Raw genomic sequence first — 14,657 nt, forward strand, 5'->3', positions numbered from 1 at the left:
GCTTGGATTTAGCCGGCGTGTTGTTCCAGGAAGCGCTGCGCGTCGAGTGCCGCCATGCAGCCGGTGCCGGCGCTGGTGATGGCTTGGCGGTAGATATGGTCCTGCACGTCGCCGGCGGCGAACACGCCCGGCACGCTGGTCTGGGTCGCGAAGCCGTCCTGGCCGCCGTGGGTGCGCAGGTAGCCGTCCTTCATCTCGAGTTGGCCTTCGAAGATGGCGGTGTTGGGGCTGTGGCCGATCGCGATGAAGCAGCCCATCAAGGCCAGCTCCTCGGTGGCGCCGCTCTGGACGTTCTTGAGTCGCACGCCGGTCACGCCCGAGGCGTCGCCCAGCACTTCGTCGAGCACGCTGTGCAGCTTGAGCTCGATGTTGCCGTTCTTGACCTTGTCCATCAGCTTGTCGATCATGATGGCTTCAGCCTTGAACGTGTCGCGCCGGTGCACCAGCGTGACCTTGCGCGCGATGTTGGACAGGTAGAGCGCTTCCTCGACCGCGGTGTTGCCGCCGCCGACGACGCAGACATCCTGGCCGCGGTAGAAGAAGCCGTCGCAGGTGGCGCAGGCGCTGACGCCACGGCCCATGAAGGCTTCCTCGCTCGGCAGGCCCAGGTAGCGTGCCGAGGCGCCGGTCGCCAGGATCAGGCTGTCGCAGCTGTACTGGCCCGAGTCGCCGGTCAGCACGAACGGGCGCTTGGACAGGTCGACCGCGTTGATGTGGTCGAACACCATTTCGGTGTTGAAGCGCTCGGCGTGCTGCAAGAAGCGCTGCATCAACTCGGGGCCCTGCACGCCCATGACGTCGGCCGGCCAGTTGTCGACTTCGGTGGTGGTCATGAGCTGGCCGCCCTGGGCCATGCCGGTGATCAGCAGCGGGTTGAGGTTGGCGCGCGCGGCGTAGATGGCGGCGGTGTAGCCGGCCGGGCCGGAGCCGAGGATCAGGACTTTGGCGTGTTTCATCTGGGTGTTCTCTAATAGGAGCCGCTATTGTAGAAAAGCGGCCATGTCCTTGCCCAGCCATCGTGATCGCTCGGTTAAGCTTGCGCACCTGCATTTATGACATATTCACTCAATACCCTCAACGCCGACAGTGAAGGCCGGGGTCCTAGCGGCCTGGTCCGTTTTGTCCAGGATTCGAGCCTGCTGCTGGCGGCGGCCGGACTGCTGTTCTGGCTGATTGCCATGCTGAGCCACAACCTGGCCGATCCGGCCTGGTCGACCTCGGGCTCGCTCGGCGTGACCCACAACTGGGGCGGCCGCTTTGGTGCCTGGTTGTCCGATCTCAACTTCACCCTGTTCGGCCTGTCGGCTTGGTGGCTGCTGCTGGCCGCGCTGCGGGCCTGGCTGGCTGCGCTGGCGGTCTCGCTGCGTGGCGCCGCTCCGAAAGCCGAGTCGGCTGTCACTTGGCCCCAGCGTATCTGGCGCCAGTTGGGCCCCTGGTCCGGTTTCCTGCTGCTGATGGGCGCCAGTTGTGCGCTGGAATGGGCCTGGCTCTACCGCTTCGATCCGGTGCTGCCGGCGGGCGCTGGTGGTGCGCTCGGCGCCCAGCTCGGGGCCTGGAGCCTGCGCTGGTTCGGCGCCACCGGCTCCGTGCTGCTCGGACTGCCGCTGTGGCTGGCGGCTTCATCCCAGGTGTTCCGTTTCTCCTGGGCCACGCTGGCCGAGGGCGTCGGCGAGCGGCTCGAACGCGGCTTCCTGCGCGTGCGCCAGCGGCTCGCCGCCGGTGCGGACCAGCGCATTGGCCAGCAGGCGACGCGCCAGCGCGAGCGCGAGGAGGCGGCCTACCAGGCACAGACGCAGGCGCAGGTTCAAGCGCCCACGCCGCGTGCGCCGCGCGCCAGGACCGAGCCCGAACCCGATCCCGTGCCCTGGGATGACGGACTCGATCTCATGCCCGAGTCGGCGCCCGCTGACAAGCCCGGCAAGCTCGCGCGACTGGCGCAGCTGGTGCCGCGCATGCCGGCCCAGGAAAAGAGTCGCGAGCCGCTTGCCGCCCGGCTCGAGCCGGGGGCAGCGCAGTCCGGCTTCGACGCTGTGTCTGCCGAGCCGCCCAGGCCCGCCAGCCGTCCCGCCCAGGAGCGCCAGCCAGCCAAGCCAGCGCAGGAGGCGCAGCATCTGCAGGCCATCCCGTCGCACAAGCCCGCCGATTCCAGCCTGCCCCAGGTCGATCTGCTCGATCCGGCGCAGCGCCAGTCCTCGACCGTCTCGCACGAGACGCTCGAGATGACCAGCCGCCTGATCGAGAAGAAGCTCGGCGACTTCGGTGTCGAGGTCCATGTCATCGCGGCCCAGCCTGGCCCGGTCATCACGCGCTACGAGATCGAGCCGGCCACCGGCGTCAAGGGCTCGCAGGTGGTCAATCTGGCCAAGGACCTGGCGCGTTCGCTGTCGCTGGTGTCGATCCGCGTCATCGAGACCATTCCGGGCAAGAACCTGATGGCGCTCGAACTGCCCAATGCCAAGCGCCAGACCATCAAGCTCAGCGAGATCCTGGGCTCCTCGGTCTACCAGGACGCCAAGAGCCTGCTGACGATGGGACTCGGCAAGGACATCGCCGGCCAGTCGGTGGTGGCCGACCTGGCCAAGATGCCGCATTGCCTGGTCGCGGGCACTACCGGCTCGGGCAAGTCGGTCGGCATCAACGCGATGATCCTGTCGCTGCTCTACAAGGCCGACGCCAAGGATGTGCGGCTGATGCTGATCGACCCCAAGATGCTCGAGCTCAGCGTCTACGAGGGCATCCCGCATCTGCTGTGCCCGGTCGTGACCGACATGAAGCAGGCCGCCAACGGCCTGAACTGGTGCGTGGCCGAGATGGAAAAGCGCTACCGCCTCCTGAGCAAGGTCGGCGTGCGCAATCTGGCCGGCTACAACGCCAAGATCGCCGAGGCGCGCGAACGCGACGAGTCGATTCCGAATCCCTTCAGCCTGACGCCCGAGGCACCCGAGCCGCTTGAGCGGCTGCCGCACATCGTGGTCGTGATCGACGAATTGGCTGACCTGATGATGGTGGTCGGCAAGAAGATCGAGGAGCTGATCGCACGGCTGGCACAGAAGGCGCGCGCCGCCGGCATCCACCTGATCCTGGCGACCCAGCGCCCGAGCGTGGACGTGATCACGGGCCTGATCAAGGCCAACATCCCGACCCGCATCAGCTTCCAGGTCAGCAGCAAGATCGACAGCCGCACCATCCTGGACCAGATGGGGGCCGAGGCGCTGCTCGGCATGGGCGACATGCTCTACATGCCCAGCGGCACCGGCTATCCGACCCGGGTCCATGGTGCCTTCGTCAGCGATGACGAGGTGCACCGGGTGGTGAGCTACCTCAAGGAGCAGGGCGGCGAGCCCGACTACATCGACGGCATCCTCGAAGGCGGCAGCTCGGAAGGCGAGGGTGGCGATTTAGCCGCCGACGGCGAAGGCGGTGGCGACGGCGAGAAGGACCCGCTCTACGACCAGGCGGTTGCGGTGGTGCTGCAGGACCGCAAGGCCAGCATCAGCTATGTGCAGCGCAAGCTCAAGATCGGCTACAACCGTTCGGCACGATTGCTGGAAGACATGGAGAAGGCCGGCCTGGTCAGCGCGCTGACCACCAGCGGCCAGCGCGACATCCTGGTCGCGGCGCGCGGCGGCGACTGATCCTGCCCCCCGGCCCGGGCCCGGGCCCGGGCCCGGGTCGTAGGGGGGGGCCGGCTGGTCGCCAGCTGGCCGGTGTTACCCAGTTTTACATTCATGTCGCGGCTCGGCCGGAACCTGCTGGTATCGTGTGTGCTCACAGACCTATGCTCATGCTCAAATCCCTGTTGCGCTTCACCCGTCCCCTGGCTCCGCTGGCCCTGCTGGCCGCTGCCCTGAGCTGGACTCTGCCGGCGCGTGCCGACGGCCTGTCAGACCTCGAGTCCTTCCTGCGCCAGGCCCGCCAGGGCCGCGCCAGCTTCACCCAGGTCGTGAGCGCGCCCCGGCGCGACGGCGAGGCGGCCCCGCGCAGCAAGACCAGCAGCGGCAGCTTCGAGTTCCTGCGGCCGAGCCGCTTTCGCTTCCACTACCTCAAGCCGTTCGAGCAGCTGATCGTCGCCGACGGCCAGACCCTCTGGCTCTATGACGCCGACCTGAACCAGGCCACCGCCAGGCGCCAGCAGGAGGTGCTGGGCAACACGCCGGCGGCGCTGATCGCGACCGCGTCCGACCTCAAGGGCCTGTCCGCCCTGTTCACGCTGGCCAATGCGCCCGACGCCGACGGCCAGCAATGGGTGTTGGCGACGCCGAAGTCGCGCGACGGCCAGCTGCAGTCGGTCCGGCTCGGCTTCCGGCAGGGCCAGCTCGCGACGCTCGAGATGCTCGACAGCTTCGGCCAGCGCTCGGTGATGCAGTTCGGCCCGCTCGATACCCAGTCCGGCTTCAAGCCCGGCCATTTCGCCTTCCAGCCGCCAGCCGGCGCCGACGTGCTGCGCCAGTGAGCCTGGGGCGGCGCCAGCGTCTGCGCTGCCGGCCCTGATTGCCGGCCTTGATTGCGGCCTTGACGGCGCCACCATGACCCGCCACCCTGTGGGACCGATCGCCTTGCGCTAAGCTGGGCCCATGATCCGCAAGTTTTCTCCTTCTGTCTGGGCGCTGGCCTGGCGCTCGCTCTGGCGCGACTGGCGCGCTGGCGAATTGACCCTGCTGCTGCTGGCCGTCACGCTCGCGGTCGCCGCGCTGAGCGCGGTCGGTTTCTTTGCCGACCGGCTGCAGGGCGGCTTCAAGCGCGATGCCGGGGCGCTGCTCGGCGGTGACCTGGTGGTGCGCAGCGACCAGCCCTTGCCGGCCGATTTTCTGCAGCAGGTGCAGGCGCGCGGCCTGCAGAGCACGGCGCATCTGAGCTTTCCGACCATGGCGCGCGCGCCGGACGAACTGGGTGGCGCGGCCCGCCTGGTCGCACTCAAGGCGGTCGCGGCCGGCTATCCGCTGCGCGGCGAGTTGTTGCTGGCCGATCAGGCCGGTACGCCCGGTCGCCCGGTGCAGGCGCTGCCTGTACCGGGATCGGTCTGGGTCGAGCCGGCGCTGCTCGACACGCTGGGCCTGCAGCTCGGCCAGGAGCTGCTGCTGGGCGAGCACAGCCTGCGTATCGCGGGCCTGCTGCTGCAGGAGCCCGATCGCGGCGCCGGCTTCATGAGTTTTTCACCGCGGGTGCTGATGAACCAGGCCGATCTGGCCGCGACTGCCCTGGTCCAGCCAGCCAGCCGGATCAGCTACCGGCTCGCGCTCGTGGGCGACGAGGCGTCAGTGAAGTCCTATCGCGCCTGGGTCGAGGCCCGACTGGCCCGCGACGGCCTGCGCGGCATCGGGCTTGAGTCGCTTGAGAGCGGCCGGCCCGAGATGCAGCAGACGCTGGAGCGGGCCGAGAAATTCCTCAACCTGGTGGCCCTGCTGGCGGCGCTGCTGAGCGCGGTCGCGGTCGCGATGTCGGCCCGGCTCTATGCCTTGCGCCATCTCGATGACTGTGCGCTGCTGCGCGTGCTCGGGCTGTCCCAGGGCCTGATGGCACGCTCCTATGCGCTGGCCTTCGGCCTGGCCGGGCTGCTGGCCGGCCTGCTCGGGGTCCTGCTGGGTTATCTGGCGCATTACGGCTTTGTCTGGCTGCTGGCCGAGCTGATCCAGACCAGTTTGCCGGCGCCGAGCGCCTGGCCGGCCATCTTCGGTCTCGGCGTGGGCCTGACGCTGATGCTGGCGTTCGGCTTGCCGCCGGTGCTGCAGCTGTCCCAGGTGCCGCCGCTGCGTGTGATCCGGCGCGAGCTCGGGGCGCCGAAGCCGGCCTCGCTCGCGGTGCTGGGCCTGGGCGCGCTGGGCTTTGCCGGCCTGCTGCTGCTGGCCAGCCGCGACCTCAAGCTGGGCTTGATTGCGGTCGGTGGCTTTGCGCTGGCGCTGCTGCTGTTCGCGGCGCTGGCCTGGCTGGCCGTGCGGCTGCTGCGCCGCCTGCCGGGGCGGACCGGCACGCCGTCCTGGCTGTCGCTGGCGGTGCGGCAGTGGACTGCGCGCCCGGGCTATGCGGTGGTGCAGGTCAGCGCGCTGTCGGTGGGCCTGCTGGCGCTGGTGCTGCTGGTGCTGTTGCGCACCGACCTGATCGCGAGCTGGCGCGCCGCCACGCCGGCCGATGCGCCCGACCGCTTCGTCATCAGCATCCAGCCGGCGCAGGCCGATGCCTTCCAGCGCGAGCTGCGCCAGCAGGGCGTCGCGCGCTACGACTGGTATCCGATGATCCGCGGCCGGCTGGTCTCGATCAACGGCCGCCCGGTCAGCGCCCAGGACTACCGCGACGAGCGCGCCAGCCGGCTGGTCGAGCGCGAGTTCAACCTCTCGCACAGCACCGAGCTGCCCGGACACAACCCGTTGCTGGCGGGGCGCTGGCAGCCGAACGAGGCCGACGGCATCAGCCTCGAGAGCGGTCTGGCCGAGACCCTGGGGCTCAAGCTCGGCGACCGGCTCGGCTTCGACATCGCGGGCATGACGCGCGAATCGGTCATCACCAGCCTGCGCCAGGTCGACTGGAGTTCGATGCGGGTCAACTTCTTCGCGATCTATCCGGTCGCTGAGGTGCCCGGTGCGCCGCTGAGCTATATCAGCGCTTTCCGTGCGCCTGAGCAGCCCGGTTTCGATTCGGCGCTGCTGCGCGCCTTTCCCAATGTCACGCTGATCGACCTGAGCCGCACGCTGGTACAGCTGCAGCAGGTGCTGAACCAGGTGATTCGTGCCGTCGAGGCGCTGTTCGGCTTCACGCTGCTGGCCGGGTTGGTGGTGCTGTTTGCGGCGATCGCGGCCACGCGCGGCGAGCGCGAGCGCGAGTTCGCGATCCTGCGCGCGCTTGGGGCCCGCTCCAGCCTGCTGCGCCGGGTGCAGCGCGCCGAGCTGCTGGGCGCCGGCCTGCTGGCGGGCACGCTGGCGTCCTTGGTGGCGCTGGTGGTGAGCTGGGTGCTGGCGCGCCAGGTGTTCAACCTGGCCTGGAATCCGACGCCCTGGGTGCCGCTGGGCGGCGCGCTGGCCGGCGCCTTGCTGGCGCTGGCTGCCGGCTGGTGGGGATTGCGCGGCGTGCTGCGCACGCCGGTGGCGCAGACGCTGCGCCGCGCCAGCGACTGAGCGCCGCAGCAACAGTCGGTTCAGGTTATAAACGCCGCCATGCAGACCGACAACAGCAACGGGGCGGCCCAGCCGCCCGCGACCCCTTTCGACTGGATTGGCGGCGAAAGCGCCGTCCAGACCCTGGTCGAGCGCTTCTATGACCTGATGGAGCTCGATCCGGCCTACCGCGAGCTGCGCGCCAGCCATGGCGCCAGCCTGGACGAGGCGCGGCAGAAGCTGGCCTGGTTCCTGACCGGCTGGCTGGGCGGGCCGCAGCATTACGTCGAGCGCTTCGGCCACCCGCGGCTGAAGATGCGGCACATGCCGTTCAAGATCGGCATCGTCGAGCGCGACCAGTGGCTGGCCTGCATGGACCAGGCCATGGCCGAGACCGGCGTGCCCGAGCCGCTGCGCCAGCGCCTGCAACAGAGCTTTTTCCAGACCGCCGACTGGATGCGCAATCAGCCCGGGGCCTGAACCCGTCCCCGCGCGGCATCGCTCCGCGCCATCCGCCCGCGCTCAAAGGGCGGTGATCACTGCGCTGGCTGGATCTCGCTCACCAGGTATTTGCCGCCTTCGTTGCTGGCGACGAAGCGGATCCGATCGCCGACCTTGAGGTCGGCCAACTGGGACTTGTCCCTTGCCGTGAACACCATGGTCATCGGCGGCATGTCCAGGTTGCGGATCTCGCCATGGCGGATCGTGAGCTTGCCGGTCTCCGGGTCCAGCCGGCGGATCTCGCCTTCGCTCAAGGCGGTGGCCGGCCTGGCTTCAACCGTGCTGGGCGGCAGGCTGTTCGCCTGCGCAAAGCCCGACGCTGGCCAGATCACGCCCAGCGCGAGTGCGGAAATGGTCAGGAATTTCTGCTGGTGGTTCATGGGTGTCTCGGTGGAATTTGCGGGGCTGGAGCTTCAGGCGTGGCGCTGGAAGACCCGGGTGCTGCCGTCCTTGAGCACCAGCAGCACCTCGTAGCGGTCGCGCCGGCCGCCATAGGCCGGACCGTCCATGCCGGGCGAGCCGATCGGCATGCCGGGTACGGCCAGGCCCAGCGCCTTGGGTTTTTCCTTCAGCAGGCGCTGGATGTCTTTGGCCGGCACATGGCCTTCGATCACATAGCCCTGCACCAGCGCCGTATGGCAGGAGCCGAGCGGTTGCGGCATGCCGAGCCGGGCGCGGACCGCATTGTTGCCGGTCTCAAAGACCTTGGCCTTGAAGCCGTTCTGCTCCAGGTGGCTGATCCAGTCCTGGCAGCAGCCGCAGTTGGGGTCCTTCCAGACCTCGATGCCCTGTGCTGCCTGGGCACGGACCAGGCCGCTGGCTGCCAGCCCGAGCGCGGCAGCGCCAGTCAAGAGCAGACGACGCTGACGGTTGATGCTTTCCATGGCCTTGCTCCTGGTCGAATGATTACTTGCCGACGCTGACCTGGCCCTTCATGCCGGCTTCGTAATGGCCCACATGCAGGCAGGCGAAGTCGACCTTGCCGCTCCGGGTGAACTGCCAGATCACCTCGCCTTGCTGGCCCGGTTCGAGCGAGACCTTGTTCGGCTCGTCGTGCACCATGTCCGGGAACTTCTTCATCTGTTCGTAATGCTCTTCGAGCTCCTGCTTGGTGCCGAGGCTGAATTCATGCCGGATCTGGCCGGCATTGCGGACCAGGAAGCGCACCGTCTCGCCGCGCCTGACCTGGATGTTGGCCGGCGTGAAGCGCATGTCGTCGCTCATGACGACCTCGATGCTGCGCTTGACCCGGGCGGCGTCGCCGGGCTTGCCGTAAGACGTTTCCATGCTGGCGTGATGGTCCTGGTGGTCCGCGTGGCCGTGACCGCTGGCATGGGCGCCAGCCGCCCAGCTGCCGCTGGTGCTCAATGCCAGCAGGGCCGCCAGGCCCAGGGCGGGAAGGGAGCGGAATTTGTTCGAAGTCATGTCGTTTTTGGATCGGATGAAGGAAAAGGGCAGGGTATCAATGCCCGGCATGCGGGTTCGGCTTGCGGGCTTTCAGCACCGTGGCGTTGCCAGCCGGCTGCGATGTCGGGGTCGACGGCGGTCTGGTCGCTTCGGCTACCGGACCGGTGTATTCGCGCGCCACGGTGCCCACCGGATGCTTGAACCAGCCCGGGTCCTGGTAGTCGCCGGGCTGCTGGTCCGCCCGCACCTTGAGCACGCTGAACATGCCGCCCATCTCGAGCGGGCCGTAGGGGCCGCTGCCGGTCATCATCGGTGCGGTGTTGTCGGGCAGTGGCATTTCCATCTCGCCCATGTCGGCCATGCCGCGCTCGCCCATCACCATGTAGTCGGGCACCAGCTGCTGGATCTTGCCGACCAGGCCACGGTGGTCGACACCGACCATGGTCGGGACCGAGTGGCCCATCGCGCCCATGGTGTGGTGGCTCTTGTGGCAGTGGAAGGCCCAGTCGCCGAGCTCGTCGGCGATGAACTCGACCTGGCGCATCTGGCCGACCGCGACATCGGCCGTGACCTCGGGCCAGCGGCTCGCGGGCGGGGTCGGACCGCCGTCGGTGCCGGTGACGGTGAACTCATGCCCGTGCAGGTGGATCGGGTGATTGGTCATGGTCAGGTTGCCGACCCGGATCCGGACCCGGTCATTGAGCCGCACATTCAGGCTGTCGATGGCCGGGAAGGCCCGGCTGTTCCAGCACCAGATGTTGAAGTCGGTCATGGTGTTGACCTTGGGTGTGCGGCTGCCGGGCTCGACATCGAAGGCGTTGAGCAGGAAGCAGAAATCGCGCTCCACCTCGCTGATCTGCGGGTGCCTGGTCTTCGGGTGCGTGACCCAGAAGCCCATCATGCCCATCGCCATCTGCACCATCTCGTCGGCATGCGGGTGGTACATGAAGGTGCCGGGGCGACGCGCCTCGAACTCGTAGACATAGGTCTTGCCGACCGGGATCTGCGGCTGGGTCAGTCCGCCGACGCCGTCCATGCCGTTGGGCAGGCGCTGGCCATGCCAGTGGATGGTGGTGTGCTCGGGCAGCTGGTTGGTGACGAAGATGCGTACCCGGTCGCCCTCGACCACCTCGATGGTCGGTCCCGGGCTCTGGCCGTTGTAGCCCCACATATTGACCTTGAAGCCGGGTGCGACCTCGCGCAGCACCGGCTCGGCCACCAGGTGGAACTCCTTGACGCCGTCCTTCATGCGCCAGGGCAGGGTCCAGCCGTTGAGCGTGACGACCGGGTTGTAGGGCCGGCCGGTATTGGGAATCAGTGGCGCGGCGGTAGCGGCCGAGCTCTGGATCACCGGCTCGGGCAGGCCGGCCAGCGCGGAGCGCGACACGGCCAGGCCGGCGACGGTCGCCAGCGTGCCGGCAAAGAATTGTCTTCTGGAATGGGTCGGGTTCATGGGGGATTCCTTCAATGGCCGGCCGACTGGGGCGCGTCGCTGCCGCCAGCGCCGAGCGCGAGCGGACTGGCAATCTCGGCGCCCAGCAGCACCGATTGCAGGTCGATGTTGGCAAGCTCGAAGTCGCGCCGGGCTGCCAGCGCGCCGGCCTGGGCCTGCGCCTGGTTCTGCACCTCGGCCAGCAGGTCCCAAGTACTCTTGAGCATGCCGTTGTAGTGCAGCACGGTTTCCTCGCTGATGTATTGGCGCAGCGGCAGCAGCTCGTCCTGGCTGGCGCGGGCCAGCGCCAGGCTGGCCTGGTAGGCCACGAAGGCGAGCGGGGCATTGGCCTGGTTGCGCAGCCGGTTGCCGCGCGGCAGCTCGGACTGGATCGCGGCCAGGCGGCGCTGGAATTGCATCTCGGTCATGACGTCAGCTGGTAGCTCCGGCAATTGCGCGGGCAGGCCGACCGCGGCATGCAGGCCGCTGAGTCCCAGCGTCTTGAGCAGCCGGGCCTGGGTCTGGGCTGCCGCGTACTGGGCCCGGCGCAGGTTCATCTGGGCCTGGGTGCGGGCCAGCTGCACCGGGGTCTGCTGCAACCGGCTCCAGTTGCCGACGCTGACCATGCGCTGGCCGAGCTCGTGTGCCGCCTCGGCGGCCGCCAGCGCCTGGCGCAGCGGTGCCAGGGCTTGCTGGCTCAGCACGGCCTCGGTCCAGGCCTTGCGCGCCTGCACGGCGACTTCCAGCAGTTCGCCGAAATCATGGATGCGCCAGTTCAGGCTCGGGTCGAGTTCGAGCCAGCGCCCGCCTGCCAGCCGGTCGAGGTCTTGCGCGCCGAGCCGGGCCAGCGGACGGGCTAGCTCCCGGTGCGCGCGCCAGGCCTGGCGCACGGCCTGTTCGGCGGTTACCAGCGCCAGCTCAGGCACAGCCGGAGCTACCGGTGCGGCGGCCGGGGCCTGTTGTTGCTCCCACTTGAGCAGATCGGCATGTCCGCGCGGGAACTGGCCGACCGCCGCGTTAGCGTCGCGCCAGGCCGATTCGGGGCTGGTGGCCTGCGCCATGGCCCAGGCCGGCAGGATGAGCAGACCCGCTGCCAGGCAGAGCCGGGACGCGTTGAACAGAGAGGGGGGGATCACGGGCGCCGCTCCAAGGGAAATTGATCGGTAAGGCTGGATTCTGCGGTGGCGATGCCGTCAATCGGCTGTCGGGAAGATTACAAATCTGTCATCTGGCGGCGGCCTGGTCCGCCAGCGGCGAGAATTCTGGCCAGGAGAGCCAGCGTGAAGATATTGATCGTCGAAGACGAGCCCAAGACGGGCGACTACCTGAGGCAGGGACTGCGCGAGGCCGGTTTTGGCGTTGAGCTGGCCAGCGACGGCCTGGCCGGGCTGCAGTTGGCGCAGCAGCAGGATTTCGACCTGCTGATCCTCGATGTCATGCTGCCGGGGCTCAACGGCTGGCAGCTGCTGCAGCGCCTGCGCGAACAGGGCCATCTGGTCCCGGTGCTGTTCCTGAGCGCGCGCGACCAGGTCGAGGACCGCGTCAAGGGGCTCGAGCTCGGTGCCGACGACTACCTGGTCAAGCCGTTTTCCTTCGCCGAACTGCTGGCCCGGGTCCGCACCATCCTGCGGCGCGGGCGCTCGGGCGTGGAAGCGACTGCCCTGCAAGTGGCCGACCTCGAGCTCGACTTGCTGCGCCGGCGCGTCAGCCGGGCCGGCAAGCGCATCGAGCTGACCGCCAAGGAGTTCGCGCTGCTCGAGCTGCTGATGCGCCGCCACGGCGAGGTGCTGCCGCGCTCGCTGATCGCATCCCAGGTCTGGGACATGAACTTCGACTCCGACACCAATGTGATCGAGGTCGCGATGCGGCGCCTGCGCGCCAAGGTCGACGAGGGCTTCGAGCCCCGGCTGATCCAGACCGTGCGCGGCATGGGCTATGTGCTCGAAATCCCGGAACCGGCGCCGTGATCGAGCGCCTGTCGCTGACCACGCGGCTGACGCTGCTCTACAGCCTGGTGTCGGCCCTGCTGCTGCTCGGCATGGCGGGCCTGACGGCTGTCGCGGTGGATCGGCATTTCGAGGTGCTCGATCGCGACACCCTGCACGACAAGATCGAGCTGATCCAGGACAGCGTGGCCAAGGCGGGCTCGGCGACCGATCTGCAGCGTCGGCTCGACGATGCGCTGCAGAACCACCCGGGCCTGTTCGTGCGGGTCGACGACGCGGCCGGCAGCGTGCTGTATGCCAGCGCCCAGTTCAGTTTTCCCTCCGAGCTGGTCAGGGCGCACGGCATCAACGCCGGGCCGGCATTCTTCACCTGGCTGCAGGGCGAACGGGAATTCCGGGCCCTGTCCGCGGCCGCGCCCGCTCACGCTGGACTGCGCCAGGACATGCGGATCTGGGTCGCCCTCGACACCCTGCACCACGCCCATTTCATCAGCGCGCTGCGGGCGGCACTCTGGCTCTATGCGGGCCTGGCCGCCGGCCTGAGCGGCATGCTGGGCTGGTGGGCGGCGCGCACTGGTCTGGCGCCGCTGCGGGCCATGAAGGCCAGGGCGCAGGCGGTGACCGCGCACAAGCTCGACCAGCGCATGCCGGCCGAGGCCGTGCCGGTGGAAATGGCCGATCTGGCCCATTCGCTCAACGAGATGCTCGAGCGGCTGCAGCGCGATTTCCAGCGCCTGTCGGAGTTCTCGTCCGACCTGGCGCATGAGCTGCGCACACCGATCAGCAATCTGCTGACCCAGACCCAGGTCGCGCTGGCCCAGCCGCGCGACGCCGCCGCCTACCGCGAGATCCTGGCCTCGAATGCCGAGGAGTTCCAGCGCCTGGCGCGCATGGTGTCGGACATGCTGTTGCTGGCCAAGGCCGAACATGGCCTGCTGCTGCCGCGCACCGAGCCGATCGACCTGGCCGACGAGGTCCGGGCCCTGTTCGACTTCTACGAGGCGCTGGCGGAGGAAAAGCAGATCGAGTTGCACTGCTCGGGCACCGCCGTGCTGAGCGGCGACCGGCTGATGCTGCGCCGCGCGATCAGCAACCTGCTGTCGAATGCGCTGCGCCACACGCCGCCCTGCGGCCAGGTCGAGGTGGTGATCGAAAGCCGGCCCAGCGCGATCAGCCTGCAAGTCGGCAACAGCGGCAGCACCATAGCCCCCGAGCTGCTGCCACGCCTGTTCGACCGCTTCTTTCGCGCCGACAAGTCGCGCGCCCACCCCGATACCGAGGGCGCCGGCCTGGGCCTGGCGATCACCCAGGCCATCGTCCAGGCCCATGGCGGGCAGGCGGCGGTGACCTCGGCCGCTGGCTGGACCTGCTTTACGCTGCGGTTTCCGCTGTCCTGACGTGGCCCGGCGCAGGCCGGTCGGAGCTATCCGGGCGGCAGAATTCGGCAATCGCCCGCTGCACCTCGGGCCGCTTGAGCAGGCCACGGTGCCCGCTGTGCGCGATCGAGCATTCGCTCAGTTCGCCCGGCCAGGCGCGAAACAGGCGGCGCGAGGCCGCTGCCGGCACGGTCTGGTCGCGCTCGCCCAGCACCAGCAGGGTCGGGCAAGTCACGCGCTCGATATGCTCGACCGAGCGAAACTGGTCCTTGAGCATCCATTCCCGCATCAAGGGCAGTGCCGCGCGCACCGGCTCGATCAGCCGGGCGTAGGGCGAGACCAGCACCAGTCGGCGTACGGGGCGCAAGGCGCAGACCTGGATCGCGATGCCGGAGCCCAGGCTGCGCCCCGCGATCGCGAGTTCTGACGGGTCCAGCCCCAGGGTCGCAGACAGCCAGTCGAGCATGGCCACTCCATCGGCGACCAGGCGCGCCTCGTCGGGCTTGCGCAGCGAAGGCCCCAGCTTCTCGTAGTGGAAGCAGAGCAGATGCTGGTCGGGCATCTGGCCCAGGCAGCGGAAGATCGAGGTCGGGTGTTCGCGCCGGCCGTTGAAGTAGAGCAGGCCGCTGGGGCGGGCAGGCGCGTCGATCGGACTGGCCAGATAGGCGCGCAGCGACCGCTCGCCGACCGGGATCGCGAACTCCTCGATCCGGTGCGAGCTGGAGGCCAGCACCGCATTCTTCTTCGGTGCCGGAAACAGCAGGTTTCTCTGCAAGGCCAGCGGCAGCGTCAGCAGGGCGAGGGCAATGGCAAGCAGGAGCAATGGCAGCAGCAAGGGGATTTCAGCCTGGGCAGGCCATCCCGCCCGATGTCAGGCGCCGAGCCTAGCGGCTCGCGATGGCAGCCTGAT

General features: G+C 68.7%; 13 protein-coding genes. 6 read left to right on the forward strand and 7 right to left on the reverse strand.

The genetic code is table 11. The features are described from left to right. Positions 1-8: 8 nt before the first annotated feature. Positions 9-956 carry a thioredoxin-disulfide reductase gene (gene trxB / locus C6P61_RS02790; protein WP_105728406.1) on the reverse strand — a complete coding sequence of 316 codons (948 nt, stop codon included), beginning with the start codon at positions 954-956 and terminating at the stop codon, positions 9-11. A 96-nt stretch (positions 957-1,052) separates the two neighbouring features. Between trxB and C6P61_RS02795 the strand changes: the two genes are divergently transcribed. The 4 genes from C6P61_RS02795 (at position 1,053) to C6P61_RS02810 (ending at position 7,565) form a co-directional block, all read left to right on the forward strand. Beyond that, positions 1,053-3,635, forward strand: a complete 2,583-nt coding sequence (locus C6P61_RS02795) for a DNA translocase FtsK (protein ID WP_105728407.1) — start codon at positions 1,053-1,055, stop codon at positions 3,633-3,635. 149 nt (positions 3,636-3,784) lie between these two features. After that, positions 3,785-4,453: an outer membrane lipoprotein periplasmic chaperone LolA gene (lolA, locus tag C6P61_RS02800; RefSeq protein WP_105728485.1), complete on the forward strand. Its 669-nt coding sequence runs from the start codon at positions 3,785-3,787 to the stop codon at positions 4,451-4,453. 121 nt (positions 4,454-4,574) lie between these two features. Beyond that, positions 4,575-7,106 (forward strand): ABC transporter permease, encoded by a 2,532-nt coding sequence (locus C6P61_RS02805; protein ID WP_105728408.1) that lies wholly within the window; start codon positions 4,575-4,577, stop codon positions 7,104-7,106. 39 nt (positions 7,107-7,145) lie between these two features. After that, complete coding sequence (locus C6P61_RS02810; RefSeq protein WP_105728409.1) at positions 7,146-7,565, forward strand: group II truncated hemoglobin; 420 nt, start codon at positions 7,146-7,148, stop codon at positions 7,563-7,565. A 56-nt stretch (positions 7,566-7,621) separates the two neighbouring features. Here the strand turns inward: C6P61_RS02810 and C6P61_RS02815 are convergent, their stop codons facing one another. The 5 genes from C6P61_RS02815 to C6P61_RS02835 are packed head-to-tail and all read right to left on the reverse strand — an operon-like array spanning position 7,622 to position 11,561. Then, positions 7,622-7,966 (reverse strand): copper-binding protein, encoded by a 345-nt coding sequence (locus C6P61_RS02815; protein ID WP_105728410.1) that lies wholly within the window; start codon positions 7,964-7,966, stop codon positions 7,622-7,624. A 33-nt stretch (positions 7,967-7,999) separates the two neighbouring features. Next, entirely contained in the window at positions 8,000-8,470 is a 471-nt protein-coding gene (locus tag C6P61_RS02820) for a DUF411 domain-containing protein (RefSeq protein ID WP_105728411.1), read from the reverse strand. A 22-nt stretch (positions 8,471-8,492) separates the two neighbouring features. Then, positions 8,493-9,011 carry a cupredoxin domain-containing protein gene (locus tag C6P61_RS02825; protein WP_105728486.1) on the reverse strand — a complete coding sequence of 173 codons (519 nt, stop codon included), beginning with the start codon at positions 9,009-9,011 and terminating at the stop codon, positions 8,493-8,495. A 37-nt stretch (positions 9,012-9,048) separates the two neighbouring features. Then, positions 9,049-10,446 (reverse strand): multicopper oxidase family protein, encoded by a 1,398-nt coding sequence (locus C6P61_RS02830; RefSeq protein WP_105728412.1) that lies wholly within the window; start codon positions 10,444-10,446, stop codon positions 9,049-9,051. An 11-nt stretch (positions 10,447-10,457) separates the two neighbouring features. Further along, on the reverse strand, positions 10,458-11,561 hold the full coding sequence (locus C6P61_RS02835) for a hypothetical protein (RefSeq protein ID WP_146114957.1): 1,104 nt from the start codon (positions 11,559-11,561) through the stop codon (positions 10,458-10,460). 144 nt (positions 11,562-11,705) lie between these two features. On the opposite strand from C6P61_RS02835, the gene C6P61_RS02840 reads away from it, so the two are divergent. Continuing rightward, the gene (locus C6P61_RS02840) at positions 11,706-12,392 is read left to right on the forward strand and encodes a heavy metal response regulator transcription factor (protein WP_105728414.1); all 687 of its coding nucleotides are present in this window, start codon (positions 11,706-11,708) and stop codon (positions 12,390-12,392) included. Beyond that, positions 12,389-13,768 carry a heavy metal sensor histidine kinase gene (locus tag C6P61_RS02845; protein ID WP_105728415.1) on the forward strand — a complete coding sequence of 460 codons (1,380 nt, stop codon included), beginning with the start codon at positions 12,389-12,391 and terminating at the stop codon, positions 13,766-13,768. Before C6P61_RS02840 ends, C6P61_RS02845 begins: the two co-directional genes overlap by 4 nt. Here C6P61_RS02845 and C6P61_RS02850 read toward each other — a convergent pair. After that, on the reverse strand, positions 13,743-14,582 hold the full coding sequence (locus C6P61_RS02850; protein WP_105728416.1) for an alpha/beta hydrolase: 840 nt from the start codon (positions 14,580-14,582) through the stop codon (positions 13,743-13,745). The two genes, C6P61_RS02845 and C6P61_RS02850, sit on opposite strands and share 26 nt — an antisense overlap. Between the last annotated feature and the right edge of the window lie 75 nt (positions 14,583-14,657).

The sequence above is a fragment of the Malikia spinosa genome (genome assembly GCF_002980625.1).
GTDB classification, from domain to species: domain Bacteria; phylum Pseudomonadota; class Gammaproteobacteria; order Burkholderiales; family Burkholderiaceae_C; genus Malikia; species Malikia spinosa.

Coding starts and splice junctions, on each gene's coding strand:
- C6P61_RS02830 (WP_105728412.1), bottom strand. CDS start 10,446: ATGAACCCGACCCATTCCAGAAGACAATTCTTTGCCGGCACGCTGGCG.
- trxB (WP_105728406.1), bottom strand. CDS start 956: ATGAAACACGCCAAAGTCCTGATCCTCGGCTCCGGCCCGGCCGGCTAC.
- C6P61_RS02820 (WP_105728411.1), bottom strand. CDS start 8,470: ATGGAAAGCATCAACCGTCAGCGTCGTCTGCTCTTGACTGGCGCTGCC.
- C6P61_RS02795 (WP_105728407.1), top strand. CDS start 1,053: ATGACATATTCACTCAATACCCTCAACGCCGACAGTGAAGGCCGGGGT.
- C6P61_RS02810 (WP_105728409.1), top strand. CDS start 7,146: ATGCAGACCGACAACAGCAACGGGGCGGCCCAGCCGCCCGCGACCCCT.
- C6P61_RS02825 (WP_105728486.1), bottom strand. CDS start 9,011: ATGACTTCGAACAAATTCCGCTCCCTTCCCGCCCTGGGCCTGGCGGCC.
- C6P61_RS02805 (WP_105728408.1), top strand. CDS start 4,575: ATGATCCGCAAGTTTTCTCCTTCTGTCTGGGCGCTGGCCTGGCGCTCG.
- C6P61_RS02815 (WP_105728410.1), bottom strand. CDS start 7,966: ATGAACCACCAGCAGAAATTCCTGACCATTTCCGCACTCGCGCTGGGC.
- lolA (WP_105728485.1), top strand. CDS start 3,785: ATGCTCAAATCCCTGTTGCGCTTCACCCGTCCCCTGGCTCCGCTGGCC.